Genomic DNA, 22064 nt, shown 5'->3' on the forward strand with positions numbered 1-22064 from the left:
GTAACGAGTGGCCACCCCGACCCTGACCACCGAGCACGAGCACACCGGCAGCGGGCACGACGTCGTGCCGCTGATCGTCTCCGCGGACAGCAAGGCGGGACTGCGGTCGAAGGCCCACCGCCTCGCGCGGTACCTCGCCGACCACCCGGACACGCCGTTCGAGGCGTTCGCCCGCTCGGTCGCCGCCGAGGACACCGGCCGGGCGCACCGGGCCGTGCTGCTGGCCGCCGATCGCGAGGACGGCCGGCGCGGGCTGGACACCCTGGCCGCCGGGCAGAACCCGCCCGACGTCGTGCGCGGCAGCGCCCGGCGCGCCGAGCGGGTCGTGTTCGTCTTCCCGGGCCAGGGTTCGCAGTGGCCGGGCATGGCGCTGGACCTCCTCGACTGGTCGCCGGTGTTCGCCGCGGAACTCGCCCGCTGCGACGCCGCACTCGGCCGCTTCGCCGACTGGTCCATTGTGGATGTCCTTCGTGGACGGTCCGGTGCGCCGACCCTGGACGACGGTGCCGACGTCGTGCAGCCGGTGCTGTTCGCGGTGATGGTGGCGCTGGCCGCGCTGTGGCGCGCGCACGGCGTCGAACCGGCCGCCGTCGTCGGGCACAGCCTCGGCGAGGTGGCCGCCGCCTGCGCGACCGGCGCCCTGACGCACGCCGACGGCATGCGCGTGGCCGCGCTGTGGAGCAGCGCGCAGGCGACCCTGTCCGGCCGCGGCGACATGATCTCGGTGCCGCTGCCGGTGGCCGAGGTGCGGGCCCGGCTGACCGGCCGCGAAGGACTGGACATCGGAGCGGTGAACGGGCCCTCGTGGGTGATCGTGTCCGGGGACTCCGCAGCGGTCGCGGAGCTCCTGGCCGACCTGACCGCCGACGGCGTGCGCGCCCGGCGCATCCCGGTCGGCCTGGCCGCCCATTCGCGGCACATCGACGACATCCGCGACCGGCTGCTGGCCGACCTCGCCCCGCTGGCCCCGGTGTCCACTGTGGTCCCGTTCCACTCGACGGTGACCGAAGGCCCGCTGGACACCGCCGCGCTCGACGCCCGTTACTGGTTCCGCAACCTGCGCAACCCGGTCCGTTTCGACGAAGCCACCCGCGGGCTGGTCGAGCAGGGCCACGGCGTCTTCGCCGAGATCAGCCCGCACCCGGTGCTCACGGTCGCGGTGCAGGACACGATCGACGCCCTCGACGGCCGGGCCGTCGTGCTCGGCACGATCCGCCGTCGCGAAGAGGGCCCTCGTTCGTTCCTCGGCTCTCTCGCCGCGGCCTACGTCTCCGGGGCCAGCGTCGACTGGACCGCGGCCTTCCCGGGCGGCGCGGAATCGGTGGCGCTGCCGGAGTCCGGTTCGGACGCCACGGTCGCGGCCGCCGGCCTGCTGGCCGCCGGGCACCCGCTGCTCGGCGCGGCCGTCGAACTCGCCGAAGACGGCGGCTGGCTGTTCACCGGCCGCCTGTCCGCCGCGCAGCACCCGTGGCTGGCCGGGCACACCGTGCTCGGCCGGACCGTGCTGCCGTCGTCGGTGCTCGTCGAGCTCACCCTGCACGCGGCGTCCGAGCTGGGCTGCGCCCGGATCGAGGAGCTCACCCAGCACCTGCCGGTCGTCTTCGCCGAAGAGGCGCACTGCCTGCAGGTGCGGATCGGCCCGGTCGACGACGCCGGCGCCCGCCGGATCGGCGTGTTCGCCCGGCCCGACTCGGTCGGCGCCGCCCAGGGCGGGCCGTGGACGCGGCACGCCACCGGGATCATGGCCGAAACCGCGGGTTCGGCGGCCGGCCCGGAGCCGGGGGCGTGGCCGCCGCCGGGAGCGGCCGCCGAGGACGCCGGAGCCGCCCGCGACCGCCTGCGGGCGCACGGCATCGAGCTCGGTCCCGAATTCGGCGGCCTGACCGGCGCCTGGTCCCTCGACGGCGAGCTGTTCGCCGAGGTGGTGCTGCCGGCACCGGCCGGCAGCGGCGCGGGCTACGGCATCCACCCCGCGCTGCTGGACGCCGCAGTGCAGCCGGTCGCGCTGTTCCCAGCCGCGGCGGAGTCCGACGGCTGGCTCGCGTCCTCGTGGAGCGGCTTGGCCCTGCACGCGGCCGGCGCCCAGGCGCTGCGGGTCCGGGTGCGCGCCACCGGACCGGACTCGGTGTCGGTTTCGGCCACCGACCTCGTGGGACGGCCGGTGTTCTCCGCCGAGAACGTCGTCCTGGGGACGCTGCCCGAGGAGTACGTGCGGGCGCCGCACGCCGAACCGCCGACCCGGCCCGGTCCCGCGGGCGGCCTGGCCGCGAGGCTGGCCGAGCTGCCCGAGCCCGCCCGCGCGGAACTGGTGCTGGACCTGGTCCGCGACCACACCGCGGCGGTGCTCGGCCGCGACACCGCGGCCGGGATCGGCGGCGACGACGCGTTCACCGAGCTCGGCTTCGAGTCGCTGACCGCGGTGGCGCTGCGCAACCGGCTCGCCGAGGCGACCGGGCTGAAGCTGCGCACCACCCTGGCCTTCGACTACCCGACGCCGGCCGCGCTCGCCGGGCACCTCCTGGAAGCGCTGAGCCCCGCGGACACCGACGTGCTCGCCGGGCTCGACCGGCTGGAGGAGGTGCTGTTCGGCGAGCCGGGCGGCCCGCTGCACGGCCGGGTCAAGGTCCGGCTGCGCGACCTGCTGTTCCGGCTGGACGGCGCGGCCGAAGCGGGCGGCACCGACGCCGGCGACGCCCCGCTCGACGCGGCCTCGGACGACGAAATCTTCGCTCTGCTCGATCGGGAGCTCGACCTGTCCTGAGATCCCTCAGGCGGACAACGCACGGAGTTGACGGCACATGGCGAACGAGGACAAGCTCCGCGACTACCTGAAGCTGGCCACCGCGGACCTGCGCCAGGCCAAGCAGCGGTTGCGGGACTTCGAGGCGCGGGAGACCGAGCCGATCGCGATCGTCGGCATGGGCTGCCGCTTCCCCGGCGGGATCGAGACGCCGGAAGCGTTGTGGCGCCTGGTTTCCGAGGGCGGCGACGTCGTCGGGGAGCTGCCCGCCAACCGGAACTGGGCGTCGCTCTACGACCCGGACCCGTCGCGGCCGGGCACGTTCTCCATGCGCGGCGGGGCGTTCCTGCACGACGCCGACCGGTTCGACGCCGCTTTCTTCGGCATCTCCCCGCGCGAGGCGCTGGCCATGGACCCGCAGCAGCGGCTGCTGCTGGAGACGTCGTGGGAGGCCCTCGAACGCGGCGGCATCGACCCGCGGTCGCTGCGGGCCAGCCGCACCGGCGTGTTCGTCGGAGCCATGCAGCAGAACTACGCGCCGAGTTCGCACCAGGTGCCCGAGTCGGTCGAGGGGCACCTGCTCACCGGCACGATCACCAGCGTCGCCTCCGGCCGGATCGCCTACGTCCTCGGCCTGGAGGGGCCCGCGGTCACCGTCGACACCGCGTGCTCGTCGTCGCTGGTCGCGCTGCACTGGGCGGTGCAGGCGCTGCGCCGCGACGAGTGTTCGCTGGCGCTGGCCGGTGGTGTCACCGTGATGGCGACGCCGGGCATCCTCATCGAGCTCAGCCGGCAGCGGGCGCTGTCGCCGGACGGCCGGTGCAAGCCGTTCTCCGCGGACGCTGACGGCTTCGGCGCCGCCGAGGGCGCCGGGATGCTGGTGCTGGAACGGCTGTCGGATGCCCAGCGCCACGGGCACCCGGTGCTCGCGGTCGTGCGCGGCTCGGCGGTCAACTCCGACGGCGCGTCCACCGGCCTCAGCGCCCCGAACGGGCCGTCGCAGGAGCGGGTCATCCTCGACGCACTGGCCAACGCCCGGGTGGCGGCGAGCCAGGTCGACCTGATGGAGGCGCACGGCACCGGCACGCCGCTCGGCGACCCGATCGAGGCGCAGGCGCTGCTGGAGACCTACGGCCGCGGCCGGTCGCCGGAACAGCCGCTCTGGCTCGGCTCGGTGAAGTCGAACATCGGGCACACGCAGGCCGCCGCCGGGGTCGCCGGGGTGATGAAAGCGGTCATGGCGCTGCAGCACGCAACGCTGCCCGCGTCGAAGCACGCCGGGCGGCCGACGTCCGAAGTGGACTGGTCGGCCGGGACGCTCCGGTTGCTCGACCGCGAGTCCGCGTGGCCCGAACGCGACCACCCGCGGCGCGCGGCCGTGTCGTCCTTCGGCATCAGCGGCACCAACGCGCACGCCGTGCTCGAAGCGGCGCCGCCCGTCGAACCCGTGGCGGCTGCTCCGGTGCCTGCGGTCGTCCCGTGGGTGCTGTCGGGCCGCACGGCGGAAGCCCTGCGCGCGCAGGCGGCCCGGCTCTCCGATGTGGACGATCTCGGACTGCCCGAGATCGGCTACTCGCTGGCCGTGACGCGCGCGCGGTTCGAACACCGGGCCGTCGTGGTCGGCGGCGACCGGGACGAGCTGCTTCGCGGGCTCGCCGCCGTCGCTGCCGGTGCGCCGGACGAGGCCGTGGTGTCCGGCGTCGCCGGGAAGCCGGGCAAGGTGGCGCTGGTGTTCCCCGGCCAGGGGTCCCAGTGGGCCGGGATGGCCCTGGAGCTGGCGGAATCGTCGCCGGTGTTCGCGGCCCGGCTTGACGAATGCGCGGCCGCACTCGGCTCCTTTGTGGACTGGTCGCTGCGGGACGTCCTGGCCGATGCGAAGGCCCTTGAGCAAGTCGATGTCGTGCAGCCCGCGCTGTGGGCCGTGATGGTGTCGCTGGCGGAGCTGTGGCGGTCGTACGGCGTGGTGCCGGACGCCGTGCTGGGGCACTCGCAGGGCGAGATCGCCGCCGCCGTCGTCGCGGGTGCACTGTCCCTTGAGGACGGCGCTCGCGTGGTGGCGTTGCGGAGCAAGGCTATTCTCGCGCTGGCCGGACGCGGCGGCATGGTCTCGGTGGCCGCGTCGCTCGAAACCGTCGAGGGACGGCTGACCGAAGGACTCTCGATCGCCGCGGTGAACGGCCCGGCCGCCGTGGTGGTCTCCGGCGCGCCGGACGCCCTCGAAGCGCTGCTCGCGTCCTGCGCGGCCGACGGCATCCGCGCCAAGCGGATCCCGGTGGACTACGCCTCGCACTCGGCGCAGGTCGAGGAGATCCGCGACGAACTGCTGAGTGTCCTCGCCCCGATCACCCCGCGGACCGCCGAGACGGGGTTCTTCTCCACCGTCACCGGCGACTGGGCCGACGGCGCCGAACTCGACGCGCTGTACTGGTACACCAACCTCCGCCGGACCGTGCTGCTCGACGACGCCGTGCGCGCACTGGCCGGCCGCGGCTTCGGCACGTTCGTCGAAGCCTCCCCGCACCCCGTGCTGACCATGGCCATCGGCGAAACGGCGACCGCGCTGGGCACCCTGCGCCGCGGCGACGGTGGCCTCGCCCGGTTCCAGCGGGCCCTCGGCGAGGCGCACTGCGCCGGCGTCCCGGTCGACTGGACCCCGGCGTTCCCCGGCGCGAGCCGCGTGGACCTGCCCACCTACGCGTTCCAGCGCGAGAGCTTCTGGCTGCGCACCGAACGCGAAGCGCCCGCCGACGCGGGGTTCTGGGACCTCGTGGACCGCGACGACCTCGCGGGCACCCTCGGCGTGGCCGCCGACGCGCCGCTGGACGAGGTCCTCCCGGCACTGGCCGCGTGGCGCCGCCGCCGGACCGTCGAATCCACTGTGGACTCCTGGCGGTACGGGATCGCCTGGCAGGCCGCGGACCTGCCCGCCGCGACGCCGTCGGGGCGCTGGCTGGTCGTCCGCGCCGACGGCAGCAGCGGCCAGGACGTCGTGGACACCCTCGCGCGCACCGCCGACGTCGAGACCCTCGTCCTGACCCCGGCCGACGACCGCGCCGCGCTGGCCGGGCGGTTCACCGGGCCGTACGACGGCGTGCTGTCGTTGCTCGCCGCCGACGAAGGCCCGCACCCGGAGTTCCCGGAGAGTCCGGCCGGGCTGATCCTCACCCTCGTGCTGGTGCAGGCACTGGGCGACGCCGGGATCGCCGCCCCGCTGTGGGTGCTGACCCGCGGCGCGGTCCGCACCGGGCCCACCGACGAGCTGCCCGGCCTCGAGCAGTCGCTGCTCTGGGGCCTCGGCCGCGTCCTCGCGCTGGAACACGCCGACCGCTGGGGCGGCCTGATCGACCTGACGCCGGAACCCGGCGCGGCCGACCTCGACCGGCTCGGCCGGATCCTCGCCGCCCGCGGCGACGAGGACCAGCTCGCCGTCCGGCCGGGCGGCCTGCGCGTCCGGCGGCTGCGCCCGGCGAGCCGGGGCGACCGGCCGCGGGACTGGCGGCCCGAGGGCACGATCCTGGTCACCGGCGGCACCGGCGCGCTCGGCACGCACGTCGCCCGCTGGCTCGCCGCGGAAGGCGCCGGACACCTGGTCCTCACCGGCCGCCGCGGACCGGACGCGCCCGGCGCCCGTGACCTCGCCGCCGAGCTGGCGGCACTCGGCACCCGCGTCACCCTCGCCCGCTGCGACGTCGCCGACCGCGACGCCCTCGCCGCGCTGCTGGCCGGCCTCGGCGAGCCGGTCCGCTCGGTGTTCCACGCCGCGGGCACGGTCGAGCTGCTGCCGGTGACCGAGACGAGCTTGCCGGGGTTCGCCGAGGTGGTCCGGGCGAAGGTCGCCGGGGCCCGGCACCTCGACGAGCTGCTCGGCGACGACCTCGACCGGTTCGTGCTGTTCTCCTCGATCGCCGGGGTGTGGGGCAGCGGCGACCACGCGGCCTACTCCGCCGCGAACACCTTCCTCGACACCCTCGCCGAACAGCGCCGGGCCCGCGGCGCGACCGCGACGTCGATCGCCTGGGGCGTCTGGGCGCCGACGGAGATCGAGGGCCGGGGCGGGATGTCCGAGGGCGTCGACTCCGGGCAGCTGGCCCGCCGCGGGCTGCCGCTGATGGACCCGGCCACGGCCATCGCCGCGCTGCACGAAACCCTCGGTCACGACGAGACGTTCACCGTGCTCGCCGACGTGGACTGGGCCCGGTTCCTGCCGGTCTTCACCGCCGGCCGCGCCCGCCCGTTATTCGACGACCTGCCGCAGGTCCGCCGTCCGCAGGAAGCCCCGGCGCCCGAGGCCACACCGCTGGCCCAGCAGCTCGCCGGGCTGTCCGGCGACGACGTCGACCGGCTGCTGCTGGACCTGGTCCGCACCCAGGCCGCCGCGGTGCTCGGGCACGACGGCGGCACCGCCGTCGACCCGGACCGGCCGTTCACCGACCTCGGCTTCGACTCGCTGACCGCGCTGGACGTGCGGAACCGGATCGCCGCCGCGACCGGCGTGCGGCTGCCCGCAACGCTCGTCTTCGACCACCCGACCCCGCGGCGGCTGGCCGCGCACCTGCGGGACGCCGTTCTCGGCACCCGCACCGGGCCCGCCGTCGTCACACGGGCGGCCGACGCCGACGACCCGATCGCCATCATCGGCATGGGCTGCCGGTACCCGGGCGGCGTGCGGTCCGCGGACGACCTGTGGACCCTGGTCGCCGAAGGCCGCGACGCCATCTCCGGCTTCCCCGCCGACCGCGGCTGGGACCTCGCGAAGCTGTTCGGCGGCGACGCCGACGAGCAGGGGACGTCGACGGTCCGCAAAGGCGGCTTCCTGCACGACGTCGCCGACTTCGACGCCGGGTTCTTCGGCATCTCGCCGCGCGAAGCACTGGCCATGGATCCGCAGCAGCGGCTCCTGCTGGAGGTCTCGTGGGAGGCGATCGAGCACGCCGGGATCGACCCGGCCACGTTGCGCGGCGAGCCGGCGGGTGTCTTCGTCGGCGCCAACTACCAGGACTACCACGCCCGGATGCGGGACATCCCGGACGGCCTCGAAGGGCACCTGCTCACCGGCAGCGTGTCGAGCGTGCTGTCCGGCCGGATCGCCTACACGCTCGGGCTGGAAGGACCGGCGCTGACCGTCGACGCCGCCTGCTCCTCGTCGCTGGTCGCGCTGCACCTGGCCGCGCAGGCGCTGCGCCGCGGGGAGTGCTCGCTGGCCCTCGCGGGCGGGGTCGCGGTGATGGTGACGCCGTCGTCGTTCACCGCCTTCAGCCGCCAGCGCGGGCTGGCCGCCGACGGCCGCTGCAAGGCGTTCGGGGCCGGGGCCGACGGCATGGGCATGGCCGAGGGCGCCGGGCTGGTGCTGGTCGAGCGGCTGTCCGACGCCCGGCGGCTCGGGCACCCGGTGCTCGCCGTGCTGCGCGGCAGCGCGCTCAACCAGGACGGTGCGTCCAACGGGCTCAGCGCGCCCAGCGGCCCGGCTCAGCAGCGCGTCATCCGGGCGGCCCTCGCCGACGCCGGACTGTCCACATCGGACGTGGATCTGGTCGAGGCGCACGGCACCGGCACCGCGCTGGGCGACCCGATCGAGGCGCAGGCCCTGCTCGCCACCTACGGCCAGGACCGCGACGAGCCGTTGTGGCTCGGCTCGCTCAAGTCGAACATCGGCCACACCCAGGCGGCGGCCGGCGTCGCCGGCGTGATCAAGACCGTGCAGGCCCTGCGGCACGGGCAGATGCCGCGCACGCTGCACGCCGATACGCCGTCGTCCCATGTGGACTGGGACAGCGGCGCGGTGCGGCTGCTCGATGAGTCGCGTCCGTGGGAACGGCCGCGGCCGCGGCGGGCCGCGATCTCGTCGTTCGGCATCTCCGGCACGAACGCCCACGTCATCCTCGAACAGGGCGACCCCGGCCCGGCGCCCACGCCCGAACCCGCGGTCGTGCCGTGGGTGCTGTCCGCCAGGTCACCCGAAGCGCTGCAGGCGCAAGCCGCTGCTCTCCGGGAGTGCGAGGACAGCGTGGCGGACATCGCGTTCTCGCTGGCCACTTCGCGCACTGCCTTCCCGCACCGCGCGGTCGTCACCGGTGACCGAGCGGCGTTGTCCAACGGGCTTTCCGCGCTGGCCGAAGGGCTCCCGGCGCCGAACGTGGTCACCGGCACGGTCGCGCCCGGCCGTACCGCGCTCGTGTTCCCCGGGCAGGGTTCGCAGTGGGCCGGGATGGCTCTGGAGCTGGCGGAGTCGTCGCCGGCGTTCGCGGCCCGGCTCGACGAGTGCGCTGCTGCCTTGACGGCCTTTGTGGACTGGTCGTTGCGGGACGTCCTGGCCGACGCCGAGGCGCTGGCGCGCGTCGACGTCGTGCAGCCCGCGTTGTGGGCCGTGATGGTGTCGCTGGCCGAGCTGTGGCGGTCTTTCGGCGTGGTGCCGGAAGCCGTCGTCGGGCATTCGCAGGGCGAGATCGCCGCGGCGGTCGTGTCCGGTGCGCTGTCCCTTGAGGACGGTGCGCGCGTGGTCGCGCTGCGGAGCAGGGCGATCCTGGCCCTGGCCGGTGCGGGCGGGATGGTGTCCGTCGCGGCACCCCTGGCGGACGTCGAGGGCCGGCTGACGGACGGGTTGTCGATCGCCGCGGTGAACGGCCCGGCCGCCGTCGTCGTCTCCGGTGCGCCCGCGGCGCTGGACGCCCTGATCGCCGCGTGCGAAGCGGACGGTTTGCGTGCCAAGCGGATTCCTGTCGACTACGCGTCCCACTCGGCGCAGGTCGAGCGGCTGCGCGCCGAACTCCTCGACGTGCTGGCCCCGATCCGGCCGCGGACCGGCGACATCGCGTTCTTCTCGACCGTCACCGGCACCTGGCTCGACGGCGCCGAGCTGGACGCGCGGTACTGGTACACCAACCTCCGCGAGACCGTCCGGCTCGACACCGCGGTCAGCACCCTGGCCGCGGAAGGCTTCGCCACGTTCGTCGAGTCCTCCCCGCACCCCGTGCTGACCACGGCGATCGGCGAGACCGAGGGCGTCGAAGCGCTCGGCTCCCTGCGCCGTGACGACGGCGGGTACGAACGGTTCCTCCGGTCGCTCGGCGAAGCGCACGTGCGCGGGGTCGCCGTCGACTGGACGCCCGCGTTCCCCGGCGCCCACCGCGTCGAGCTGCCGACCTACGCGTTCCAGCGTCGTCGCTATTGGCTCGACGCGGGCACAGCCACGGCCGCGGATCCCGTGGATGCCGCGTTCTGGGCCGCCGTGGACGGTCTCGACCTCGACACCGTCGCGGGCACCCTCGACATCGCTCCCGGCAGCACCCTGGCCGAAGTCCTGCCCGCGCTGACCCGCTGGCGCGACCGGGCCCGCACCGCGTCCGAAGTGGACTCCTGGCGCTACCGCGTCGAGTGGAAGCCGGTCGCCACCCCGTCCGCGCCGGAGCTGGCCGGGCGCTGGCTGGTCGTCGTCCCGGGCGGTGACGACGCCGGTGTCCCGGCCGCCCTCGCCGCCCACGGCGCCGAGCCGGTCGTGACCTCCGAGTTCACCGGCGCCGAGGGGTATGCCGGGGTCGTCTCGCTGCTCGCCCTCGACGAAACCGCCGGAGCCGTCGCGAACCTCGCGCTGGCCAAGGCGATGGCCGGGAGCGAAACGCCGTTGTGGCTGCTGACCCGCGGCGCCGTCACCGGCGTCTCGCCCGCCCAGGCGATGACCTGGGGCCTGGGCCGGGTGATCGGCCTGGAGCTACCCGGGATCTGGGGTGGCCTGGTCGACCTGCCCGCCGAGCCGGACGCCACGACCGCGCCGCTGCTGGCGGCGGCACTGTCCGGAGTGGACGATGAGGACCAGCTTGCGATCGGGCCGTCCGGGCTGCTCGTCCGGCGCCTGGTCCGTGCGCCCTTCACCCCGCCTGCGCAGCGGTGGAAGCCGCGCGGCACGGTCCTGATCACCGGCGGCACCGGCGCGCTGGGCGGCCACGTCGCCCGCCGCTTGGCCGCCGACGGCGCCGGGCACCTGGTGCTCACCAGCCGCCGCGGCCCGGACGCCCCCGGCGCGGCCGACCTCGAAGCCGAACTGTCCACAATGGGGACTCGGGTGACGATCGCCGCGTGCGACGTCGCCGACCGCGACGCGCTCGCCGCGCTGCTGACGGGCCTGGACGAGCCGGTGCGCGCGGTCGTGCACGCGGCCGGACTGCCGCAGGCCACGGCGGTGCTCGACACCACCCCGGCCGAGTTCGCCGCCGTGATCGAGGGCAAGGTCGCCGGCGCCCGCAACCTGGACGAACTGCTCGGCGACGACCTCGACGCCTTCGTGCTCTTCTCCTCCAACGCCGGGGTGTGGGGCAGCGGCGGCCAGGGCGCGTACGCGGCGGGCAACGCCTACCTCGACGCCCTCGCCGAGCAGCGCCGGGCCCGCGGGGCCGCCGCGACCTCGGTTGCCTGGGGTTTCTGGGGCGGCGGCGGCATGGCGGGCGACGTCGAGCTGGAGGACCAGCTGCGTCGCCGTGGCCTGCGCGAGATGGCGCCGGAAGCGGCGGTCGAGGCGCTCTGCCAGGCCCTCGACGCGCGGGAGGTCTTCCTGGCCGTCGCCGACGTCGACTGGGCCCGGTTCACCCCCGGTTTCACGCTGTCCCGGCGGCGTCCGCTGATCGAGGACATCCCCGAAGTCCGCGCGTTGCTCTCCGAAGAGCCCGAGACCGAGCGGCCCGCGCTGGCCCGGCGGATCGCCGGGCTGGGCGAGGCCGAGGCGCGCCGGCTGCTGCTGGACCTCGTGCGCGGCCAGGCCGCGTCGGTGCTCGGGCACGATTCGGCGACCGCGGTCCCGGCCGCCCGGGCGTTCCGCGAACTCGGCTTCGACTCGCTGACCGCCGTCGAAGTGCGCAACCGGATCAACGCGGCGACGGGGCTGACCCTGCCCGCGACGCTGGTGTTCGACCACCCGAACCCGGCCGCGCTCGCCGCGGAACTGCACCGGCTGCTGCTCGGCCGCACCGAGACCGCGGTGGTCACCACCACGGCCGCCGCCACCGACGAGCCGATCGCGATCGTGGCGATGGGCTGCCGGTTCCCCGGCGGCGTGCGCTCGCCGGAAGACCTCTGGCGGCTGGTCGCCGGCGGCGTCGACGCGCTGACGGCGTTCCCCGTCGACCGCGGCTGGGACATGGCCTCCTTCGGCGACGCGGAATTCGCCGAGGTCGGCGGCTTCGTGGACGACGCGGCCGAATTCGACGCGGCCTTCTTCGGCATCTCACCGCGGGAAGCCCTCGCGATGGACCCGCAGCAGCGGGTGCTGCTGGAGACCTCGTGGGAGGTGTTCGAGCGGGCCGGGCTGGACCCGGCGGCCCTGCGCGGCAGCGCGACCGGCGTCTTCGTCGGGGCCAGCAGCTCCGGGTACGGCGCCGGTCTCGAGGCCGGCTCGGAGGGGTACCTGCTCACCGGCGAGGCGCCCAGCGTGATGTCCGGGCGGCTGTCCTACACCTTCGGGCTGGAGGGCCCCGCCGTCACGGTGGACACCGCGTGCTCGTCGGCGCTGGTCGCGATGCACCTGGCCGCGCAGTCGCTGCGGCAGGGCGAGTGTTCGCTGGCGCTCGCGGGCGGCGTGGCGATCATGGCCGAGCCGATGGCGTTCCTGGAGTTCGCCCGCCAGCGCGGCCTCGCTTCCGACGGCCGCTGCAAGGCGTTCGCCGACGCCGCCGACGGCACCGGCTGGGGCGAGGGCGTCGGCCTGGTGCTGCTGGAGCGGCTGTCGGACGCACAGCGCAACGGCCACTCGATTCTCGCCGTGGTCCGCGGTTCGGCGGTCAACCAGGACGGCGCGTCCAACGGACTGAGCGCCCCGAACGGTCCCTCGCAGCAGCGGGTGATCCGGGCCGCGCTCGCCGGCGCCGGTCTGTCCACTTCGGACGTCGACGCGGTGGAGGCGCACGGCACGGGCACCCGGCTGGGCGACCCGATCGAGGCGCAGGCGCTGCTCGCCACCTACGGCCAGGGCCGCGACGAGCCGCTGTGGCTCGGGTCGGTGAAGTCCAACCTGGGGCATACGCAGGCGGCGGCCGGGATGGCCGGCGTGATCAAGACGGTCGAGGCCCTGCGACACGGCGTTCTGCCGCAGACGCTGCACGTCGACGCGCCGTCGTCCCAAGTGGACTGGTCGGCCGGTGCGGTCGAGCTGCTCACCGAAGCCCGCGACTGGCCGGAGCGCGACCGGCCGCGCCGGGCCGCCGTTTCGGCGTTCGGGGTCAGCGGCACCAACGTGCACACGATCCTCGAACAGGCGCCGGGCGCTGTGCCGCAACCGGAACCCGAGCCGACGGACGCGCTGCTGCCGTTCGTCCTCTCCGCCCACGACGACGCGGCCCTCGGCACCCTGCTCGCCCGGCTCCCGGACGCGAACCCGGTGGACGTCGGCTTCTCGCTGGCCACCACCCGGGCCCGGCTCGGCCGCCGCGCGGTGCTGCTGGGCGACGACGTCGTCACCGGTACCGCCGACCCGGACGCGGTGCTCGCGGTCCTCTTCACCGGCCAAGGTGCCCAGCGGGCCGGCATGGGCGAGGGCCTCTACGAGCGTTTCCCGGTCTACGCCAGAGCCTTCGACGAGGTCTGTGCCCACTTCCCGGACCTGCGGGCCGCGTTCGACGACGCCGAGCTGCTCGACCGGACCGAGTTCACCCAGCCCGCGTTGTTCGCGGTGGAGGTGGCGCTGTTCCGGCTGGTCGAGTCGTTCGGCGTGCGCCCGGATTTCGTGGCCGGGCATTCGATCGGGGAGATTTCCGCCGCGCACGTCGCCGGGGTGCTGTCCCTTGAGGACGCTTGCCGGTTGGTGGCCGCCCGCGCGTCGCTGATGCAGGCCCTGCCCGCCGGGGGCGCGATGGTGTCCATCGCCGCCCCGGAGTCCGAGATTCCCCTGACCGAAGGCGTTTCGATCGCCGCGGTGAACGGCCCGCACTCGGTGGTGATCTCCGGCGAGGAAGCGGCGGTCCTGGCGATCGCCGCCCAGTTCCCCAAGACCAAGCGGTTGAAGGTCAGCCACGCGTTCCACTCGCCGCTGATGGATCCGATGCTGGCGGAGTTCCGCGCGGTCGCCGAAACCCTCACGTACCACCCGGCGCAGATACCGGTGCTCTCGAATGTGAGCGGTGCTCTCGCTGAGCCGTTCACCGCCGGCTACTGGGTGCGGCACGCCCGGGAAGCCGTCCGGTTCGCCGATGGCCTCGAGACGCTGAAAGCCGCGGGCGTCGGCGTGTTCCTGGAGCTGGGCCCCGACGGCGTGCTCAGCGCGCTGGTCGACGGCACCGCCGTCCCGGCCCTGCGGCGCGACCGCTCCGAAGAGAGAGCGCTGCTCTCGGCGTTGAGCACTGTTCACGTCCACGGTGTCGACGTCGACTGGGCCGCGTTCTTCCCCGGCGGCCGCCGCATCGACCTCCCGACCTATCCCTTCCAGCGCGAGCGCTACTGGCCGCGTGCCCGGACGGCCCGGGGCGACCTCGGCGCGGTCGGCATGGGCACGCTCGAGCACCCGCTGCTCGGCGCGGCGGTCGACCTGGCCGGCGGCGAAGGTACCGTCCTCAGTGGACGACTGTCGCTGGAGACGCACCCGTGGCTGGCGGGGCACGCGCTGGCCGGGACCGTCCTGGTCCCCGGCACCGCGCTGCTCGAACTCGTGGTGCAGGCCGGTGACCAGGTGGGCTGCGCGGTCGTCGACGAGCTGACCTTCGCCGCGCCCCTGGTGCTGCCCGCCCGCGGCGCGGTCACCGTCCAGGTCTCGGCCGGCCCGGCCGACGCCGCCGGGCGCCGCCCGATCGCGGTGCACTCGCGGTCCGCCGACGCCGACTGGACGCAGCACGCCACCGGCAGCGTCAGCCCCGCGCCCCTGCCCCGGGAAAGCGCCGCCGAGTGGCCGCCGCCGGGAGCCGAGCCGGTCGACATCACCGGGCTGTACCCGCGGCTCGCCGCGATGGGCTTCAACTACGGCGACGCTTTCGGCGGCCTCACCCGCGTCTGGCGGAACGGCACCGACGTGTACGCCGAAGTGGCGCTGCCCGAGCCGTTCGACGCCGCCGGCTTCGCGGTGCACCCGGCCCTGCTCGACGCCGCCCTGCACCCGCTGGGCCTCGGCATCGTCACCCCGGACGACGGTTCGGCCCGGGTCCCGTTCTCCTTCACGCGCGCCGCGGTCCACGCCACCGGCGCCACCGGGCTGCGGGTCCGGCTGTCGCCGGCGGGGGAGAACGCCGTCGCGCTCACCGCGTGGGACGCCACCGGTGCGCCCGTGGTGACCGTCGGCTCGCTGCTGCTGCGCGCGGTCGCCGCGCCCGCGGAAACCGTCCCCGGCACGCTGTTCGAGCCGGTCTGGACCCCGGTCACCGCCGACCCCGCGGCGGCGGGCGAGGACCTCGTCTTCGCGCCCGTCACCGGGGACGACGTCCGCGAAACCACCGTCGAGGTCCTGGAAAGACTGCAGACCTGGCTCGCCGAGGAGCGGCCGGGCCGGCTCGTGTTCGTCACCCGCGGAGCGGCCGACGGCGACCTGGCCGCGGCGGCCGCCGGCGGCCTGGTGCGGTCCGCGCAGTCGGAACACCCGGGCCGGTTCCTCCTGGTCGACGTCGACGACGACCCGCGGTCCGGTGACCTGCTGTCTACTGTGGACGCCTTCGGCGAACCGCAGCTGGCGCTCCGGGAAGGCACCGCGTCGGCACCCCGGCTGCGGCGGGCGAGCGCGCTGCCGCTGACCCCGCCCGCCGCGGGCGCGTGGCAGCTCGTCACCACCGGCACCGGCACCACCGACGGCCTGGCACTGGCCGAGACGGCCGAGGCGCCGCTCGGCGAGCGCGACGTCCGGATCGAGGTGCGCGCGGCCGGGCTGAACTTCCGGGACGTGCTCATCTCCCTCGGCATGTACCCCGACCCGGAAGCGCGGCTTGGTTCCGAAGCGGCGGGCGTGGTCGTCGAAATCGGCTCCGGGGTCCGCGACCTCGCCGTCGGGGACCGCGTGTTCGGCCTGGTCGACGACGCCTTCGCGCCCCGCGCCACGGCCGATGCCCGCCGGCTGGCGCGGATCCCGGCCGGCTGGACGTTCGCCGAGGCGGCGACCGTGCCGGTGGCCTTCGTGACCGCCTACTACGGCCTCTTCGACCTCGGCGGGCTCGGCGCCGGGCAGTCGGTGCTCATCCACGCGGCGGCCGGCGGGGTCGGGATGGCCGCGGTGCAGCTGGCCCGCTGGAAGGGCGCCGAGGTGTTCGCGACGGCGAGCGAGGGCAAGCACGCCGTGCTGCGCGAGCTCGGCCTCGACGACACCCACCTGGCGAGCTCCCGCACCCTGGCCTTCCGGGAGAAGTTCGGGCCCGTCGACGTCGTCCTGAACTCCCTGACCGGGCCGTTCATCGACGCCTCGCTGGAGCTGCTCGCGCCCGGCGGTCAGTTCGTCGAGCTGGGCAAGACCGACGTCCGCGAGGGCCCCGGTCACCACAGTTTCGACCTCGGGGACCCCGGCCCGGACCGGATCGCGGCCATCCTCGCCGACCTCCTGGCCGCCTTCGGCCGCGGCGAGCTGACGCCGTTGCCGGTGCGCGCGTGGGAACTCGGCCGGGCGGCCGAGGCGTTCCGGTTCGTCAGCCAGGCCCGGCACGTCGGCAAGAACGTGCTCACGCTGCCGCGGCCGGAGCCGGTGGGGACCGTGCTCGTCACCGGCGGCACCGGCACGCTCGGCGCCGCCGTGGCCCGGCACCTGGCACGTCGTCCCGGTGTCCGGCGGCTGGTGCTGGTGAGCAGGCGGGGCCCGGACGCCCCCGGTGCCGCCGCGCTGCGGGAAGAACTGACCGCGCTCGGCGCCGAGGCGATCGTGGTCGCCGGCGACGTGGCCGAGCCCGGGTTCGTGGCGGACGTGCTGCGGGCGATCCCCGCCGGGCAGCCGCTGATCGGGGTGGTGCACGCCGCCGGGATCCTCGACGACGGCGTGCTCGAAGCGCAGACACCGGCCCGGGTGGCCTCGGTGCTTCGCGCCAAAGTGGACGGCGCGTCGGCGCTCGACAGGCTTTCCCGGGACCACGACCTGGCCTGGTTCGTCCTGTTCTCCTCGGTCGCCGGGATCGTCGGCGCGGCCGGCCAGAGCGGGTACGCCGCGGCGAACAGCGCGCTGGACGCCCTCGCCGTGCGGCGGCGGTCCGAAGGGCTGCCCGCGGTTTCCCTCGCCTGGGGACAGTGGGCGCTGAGCAGCGCGATGACCGGGAAGCTCGGCGACCGCGACCGCAGCCGCATCGAGCGCTCGGGCATCCGTCCACTGTCCACGGAGGACGCGCTGGCCGCGATGGACGCCGCCATCGGGCTCGGCGCGCCGGTCGCCGTGCCGCTGCACCTGGATCTCGCCGCCCTGCGCGCGGCCGGCGACCCCGCCCCGCTGTGGCGCGGCCTCGTGCGCACGCCGGTTCGCCGGGCCGCGGCCGCCGCCGTCATCGACGACGGCTGGACCGGCCTGGCCCCCGAAGAGGCCCGGCACCGGTTGCTGGAGCTGGTCCGCAAGCACGTCGCGGCGGTGCTGGGGCACGCGAGCCCCGAGGCCGTCGATCCCGCGAAGGCGTTCAAGGACACCGGTTTCGACTCCCTGACGTCGGTGGAGCTGCGCAACCGGCTGGCCACCGCGCTCGGCCGCACGCTGCCGGCGACGCTCGTCTTCGACTACCCGAACCCCGAAGTCCTGGCCCGGTTCCTGCACGGCGAATTCGCCGCTGAGCCGGCGGTCCCGGCCGCGCGCGCCGCCGGCGACGATCCGATCGCGATCGTCGCGATGAGCTGCCGCTACCCGGGTGACGTCGATTCGCCGGACGCCCTGTGGCGGCTGGTGGCCGAAGGCCGCGACGCGATCGGCGGGTTCCCGGCCGACCGCGGCTGGCCCGTCGACGAGCTGTACCACCCGGACCCGGCGCACCCGGGCACGTTCTACGCCACCGGAGGCGGCTTCCTGCCCGGTGCCGCGCAGTTCGATGCGGCGTTCTTCGGGATTTCGCCGCGCGAAGCCCTGGCGATGGACCCGCAGCAGCGGCTGCTCCTGGAAGTCTCGTGGGAGGCCTTCGAACGCGCGGGCATCGACCCGGGCACGCTGCGCGGCAGCAACACCGGCGTGTTCGTCGGCGCCGCCCACTCCGGGTACGCGACGGGCGCACCGGCCGCGGACGGCGTCGAAGGGCACCTGCTGACCGGCAACGCGGGCAGCGTGCTGTCCGGGCGGGTCGCCTACCACCTGGGTCTGGAGGGCTCCGCGGTCACGGTGGACACGGCGTGTTCGTCGTCGCTGGTCGCGCTGCACCTGGCCGGGCAGGCGCTGCGGCAGGGCGAATGTGACCTGGCGCTGGCCGGCGGCGTCGCGGTCCTCGGCACACCGGACATCTTCGTCGAGTTCAGCCGCCAGCGCGGGTTGTCCGCGGACGGCCGCTGCAAGGCGTTCGCGGACGCCGCCGACGGCACCGGCTGGAGCGAGGGCGCCGGAATGGTGGTCCTGGAGCGGCTGTCGGACGCGCGCCGCAACGGCCACGAGGTCCTGGCGCTCCTGCGCGGTTCGGCGGTCAATTCCGACGGCGCGTCGAACGGCCTGACCGCGCCGAACGGTCCTTCGCAGCAGCGGGTGATCCGGGCGGCCCTGGCGAGCGCGGGCCTGCGTCCGTCCGATGTGGACGTGGTGGAAGCGCACGGAACCGGGACGACACTGGGTGACCCGATCGAGGCCCAGGCGCTCCTTGCCACCTACGGTCAAGACCGGGAAACGCCGCTGTGGCTGGGATCGCTGAAGTCGAACATCGGCCACACGCAGTCGGCCGCCGGGGTGGCCGGGGTGATCAAGATGGTGCAGGCGTTGCGCCACGGCGTGCTGCCGAAGACGTTGCACGTGGACGCCCCCTCGACCCGGGTGGACTGGACATCGGGAGCGGTCGAGCTGCTCACCGAGCAACGCCCGTGGCCAACGGCGGACCGCCCGCGCCGCGCGGCGGTGTCGGCGTTCGGTATCTCCGGCACCAATGCGCACGCGATCCTGGAGCTCCCGTCGGAGCCGGCCCCGGCTGCGGTGGTGGTGACGCCGGAGCCGCCGGCGGTGGCTTGGGCGCTGTCGGCGAAGGGTGAACCGGCGTTGCGAGCCCAGGCCCGGAAGCTTTTGGCGGTGCTGTCGGCCGAGCAAGAGCAGGCGCGTGACTTCGCCGCATCCACCACCACCCCCACAAGCATCGCCGGGGCTCTGCTCGCCACCCGCGCGCGGTTCGAAGACCGTGCCGTCGTGCTCGGCGGCAACCAAGCCGACCTGCTCGCTGGACTTCACTCCCTAGCCGCCGGGGAGTCCTCGCCCGGTGTCGTCCGCGGGACCGCGGCTTCCGGCCGCCTCGCGATCCTCTTCACCGGCCAAGGCGCGCAGCGGGCCGGCATGGGCCGCGAACTCTACGAGCGGTTCCCCGTCTATGCCGCCGCGTTCGACCGGATCTGCGCCGAGTTCACCGTGCCCGTCCGCGATGTCGTCTTCGGCGAAGCGCCCGGCCTGGACGAGACCGGCTTCACCCAGCCCGCCCTCTTCGCCGTCGAGGTCGCGCTGTACCGGCTGTTCGAGTCGTGGGGCGTCCGGCCGTCGTTCGTCGCCGGGCACTCGATCGGCGAACTGGCCGCCGCGCACGTCGCCGGAGTGTTCTCCCTGGAAGACGCCTGCCTGCTCGTGTCGGCGCGGGCCGCGCTGATGCAGGCGTTGCCGAAGGGCGGCGCGATGGTGTCGATCGCGGCGCCGGAGGCCGACGTCCGGCCGCGGCTCGGGGACCGCGTCTCGATTGCCGCGATCAACGGCCCGGCGTCGGTCGTCGTCTCCGGCGACGAATCCGAAGTCCTCGCCGTCGCCGCGGAATTCGCCGGGCGGGGCGTCAAGACCAGGCGGCTCAGCGTCAGCCACGCCTTCCACTCCCCGCACCTCGATCCGATGCTGGACGAGTTCCGCGCGGCCGCCGACAAGGTCACCTACCACCCGGCGGAAATACCGGTGCTCTCGAATGTGAGCGGTGCTCTCGCCGAGCCGTTCACCGCGGACTACTGGGTCCGGCACGTCCGGGAAGCCGTCCGGTTCGCCGACGGCGTCAGAACCCTGGAGGCCGACGGCGCCCGGTTCTTCCTGGAGCTCGGACCCGACGGCGTCCTCAGCTCGATGGCCCGCGACAGCCTGGCCGGAGACGCTGTCGTGGTGCCGTCCCTGCGGCGCGACCGCCCCGACGGCGAAGCGGCCCTGACCGCCCTGGCGACCCTGTTCGCCAACGGTGCCTCCGCCGACCTGACCACGGTCTTCGCCCCCGCCGGGCGCGTGGACCTCCCCACCTACGCCTTCCAGCACGAGCACTACTGGCTGGAACCGGCCTCCCCGGCGTCGGACACCGCGTTCTGGTCGGCCGTCGAGCGCGAGGATGTCGGCGAGCTGGCCGGCGCCCTGGCCATCGACGACGACCAGCGCGCGTCCCTGACCGCGTTGCTCCCCGCGCTGTCGTCCTGGCGGCGGCAGCACACCGAAGAGTCCGTCGTGGACGGATGGCGGTACCGGATCGGCTGGGAATCGGTCCCCGAAACCGCCGCGACGCCGTCAGGGCGCTGGCTGCTGGCCGTCCCGGCCGCGGAAACCCGCCTGGGCGACCAGGTCGAAGCGGCCCTCACCGCACGCGGAGTCGAAGTCACGCGGCTCGACGACCCGGCCGACGGCGCCCTCGCCGAAGCGGGCCGGACTGTCGACGCTGTCCTCTCTCTGCTGGCTCTCACCCCGGGAACGGGCGCCGTCCCGCCCGCGGTGGCGGCGACCCTCGCCCTGCTGCGGTCCCTTCCGGACACTCCCGTGTGGACAGTCACCCGGGCCGCCGACGCCGCCCAGGCCCAGGTGTGGGGGCTCGGCCGCGCAGCTGCCCTCGACCGGCCGAACGCCTGGGGCGGCCTGATCGACCTGCCCGCGGAGTTCGCCGACCGGATCGGCGAACTCCTGGTCCAGGCCCTGGCCGACCCGGCCGAGGACCAAGTCGCGCTCCGCCCGGACGGCCGGTACGCCCGGCGGCTCACCCCGGTCACCGGCGTCCCCGCCGGACGGCCGTGGCAGCCGCGAGGCACCGTGCTCGTCACCGGCGGCACGGGCGCCCTCGGTGCCCACGTCGCCCGCTGGCTGGCCACCGCGGGCGCCGCCCGGATCGTCCTCACCAGCCGCCGCGGCCGGCAGGCGCCGGGCGCGGCCGCCCTCGAAGCCGAACTGGCCGGCCTGGGCGCCCAGGTGACGATCGCGGCCTGCGACGTCGCCGACCGGACCGCCCTCGCCGCGGTGCTCGACGAGATCCGCGACGACCTGACCGCCGTCGTCCACGCGGCCGGGACCGGCGGAGCGACGCCGTTGGCCGACCCGGACCTCGGGCCCTTCGCGGACATCCTGGCCGCCAAGGTGACCGGCGCCGAAAACCTCGACGCCCTGCTCGGCGACACCGAACTCGACGCCTTCGTGCTGTTCTCGTCCATCGCCGGGGTCTGGGGCAGCGGCGGCCAGTCCGCCTACGGTGCGGCCAACGCCCACCTCGACGCGCTCGCCCACCGGCGGCGGGCCGCGGGCCGGACGGCGACCGCGCTCGCCTGGGGCCCGTGGGCCGGCGGCGGCATGGCGGCCGACCACGACGCCGAGGACTACCTGCGGCGCCGCGGCCTGACACCGCTGCGGCCCGCCCTCGCCCTCCGCGCGCTCGCCGCCGCGGTCGGCCGCGACGAGACCACGCTGACCCTGGCCGACGTCGACTGGACGCGGTTCGTGCCCGCCTTCACCTCCGCCCGTCCGAGTGCCCTGCTGCACGGTGTCCCGGACGCACGGCAGGTCCTGGCAGCGGAAATCCCCGGCACCGACCTGCGCGGGCAGCTGGCCGAGCTGTCCGAAGTGGACGCACGGCGGACGCTACTGGGCCTGGTCCGCACCGAAGCGGCGGTCGCGCTGGGACACCGCGGGGCCGACGCCGTCGGCGCGGCCCGGCCGTTCACCGAGCTCGGCTTCGATTCCCTGACCTCGGTGGAATTCCGCAACCGCCTGGCGGCCGCGGCCGGCGTGGCGCTGCCCGCGACGGCCGTGTTCGACCACCCCACCCCGGCCGCGCTGGCCGCGCACCTCCTCGGCCTCCTGCGGCCCGGCGCCGCGGCCGACCCCGAGGAAGCCCGCATCCGGGCGGCGCTGGCCACCGTGCCGCTGGCCCGGTTCCGCGACGCCGGGCTGATGACGGCCCTGCTGGAACTGGCCGGGCTCGACGCGGCGGACGGCGACGCCGGCGACGTCGACGACCTGGACGCCGAGGCCCTGGTCCGGCTGGCGCTGGACGGTACCGATTCCCGATGACCCACTCCT

The 22064-nt window shown here is 75.2% G+C and carries 2 protein-coding genes; both read left to right on the forward strand.

Features of this window, described 5'->3' with window-relative positions:
- The first annotated feature begins 7 nt into the window (after positions 1-7).
- Complete coding sequence (locus tag OO60_RS08335; protein ID WP_051767654.1) at positions 8-2761, forward strand: acyltransferase domain-containing protein; 2754 nt, start codon at positions 8-10, stop codon at positions 2759-2761.
- 37 nt (positions 2762-2798) lie between these two features.
- Positions 2799-22055: a type I polyketide synthase gene (locus tag OO60_RS47700; RefSeq protein ID WP_033261137.1), complete on the forward strand. Its 19257-nt coding sequence runs from the start codon at positions 2799-2801 to the stop codon at positions 22053-22055.
- Positions 22056-22064: the final 9 nt, after the last annotated feature.

It is taken from the genome of Amycolatopsis vancoresmycina, from assembly GCF_000716785.1.
Lineage (GTDB): Bacteria > Actinomycetota > Actinomycetes > Mycobacteriales > Pseudonocardiaceae > Amycolatopsis > Amycolatopsis vancoresmycina.

Excerpts from the sequence above, each read along its gene's own strand:
- OO60_RS47700 (WP_033261137.1), top strand. The coding sequence starts at position 2,799 with ATGGCGAACGAGGACAAGCTCCGCGACTACCTGAAGCTGGCCACCGCG.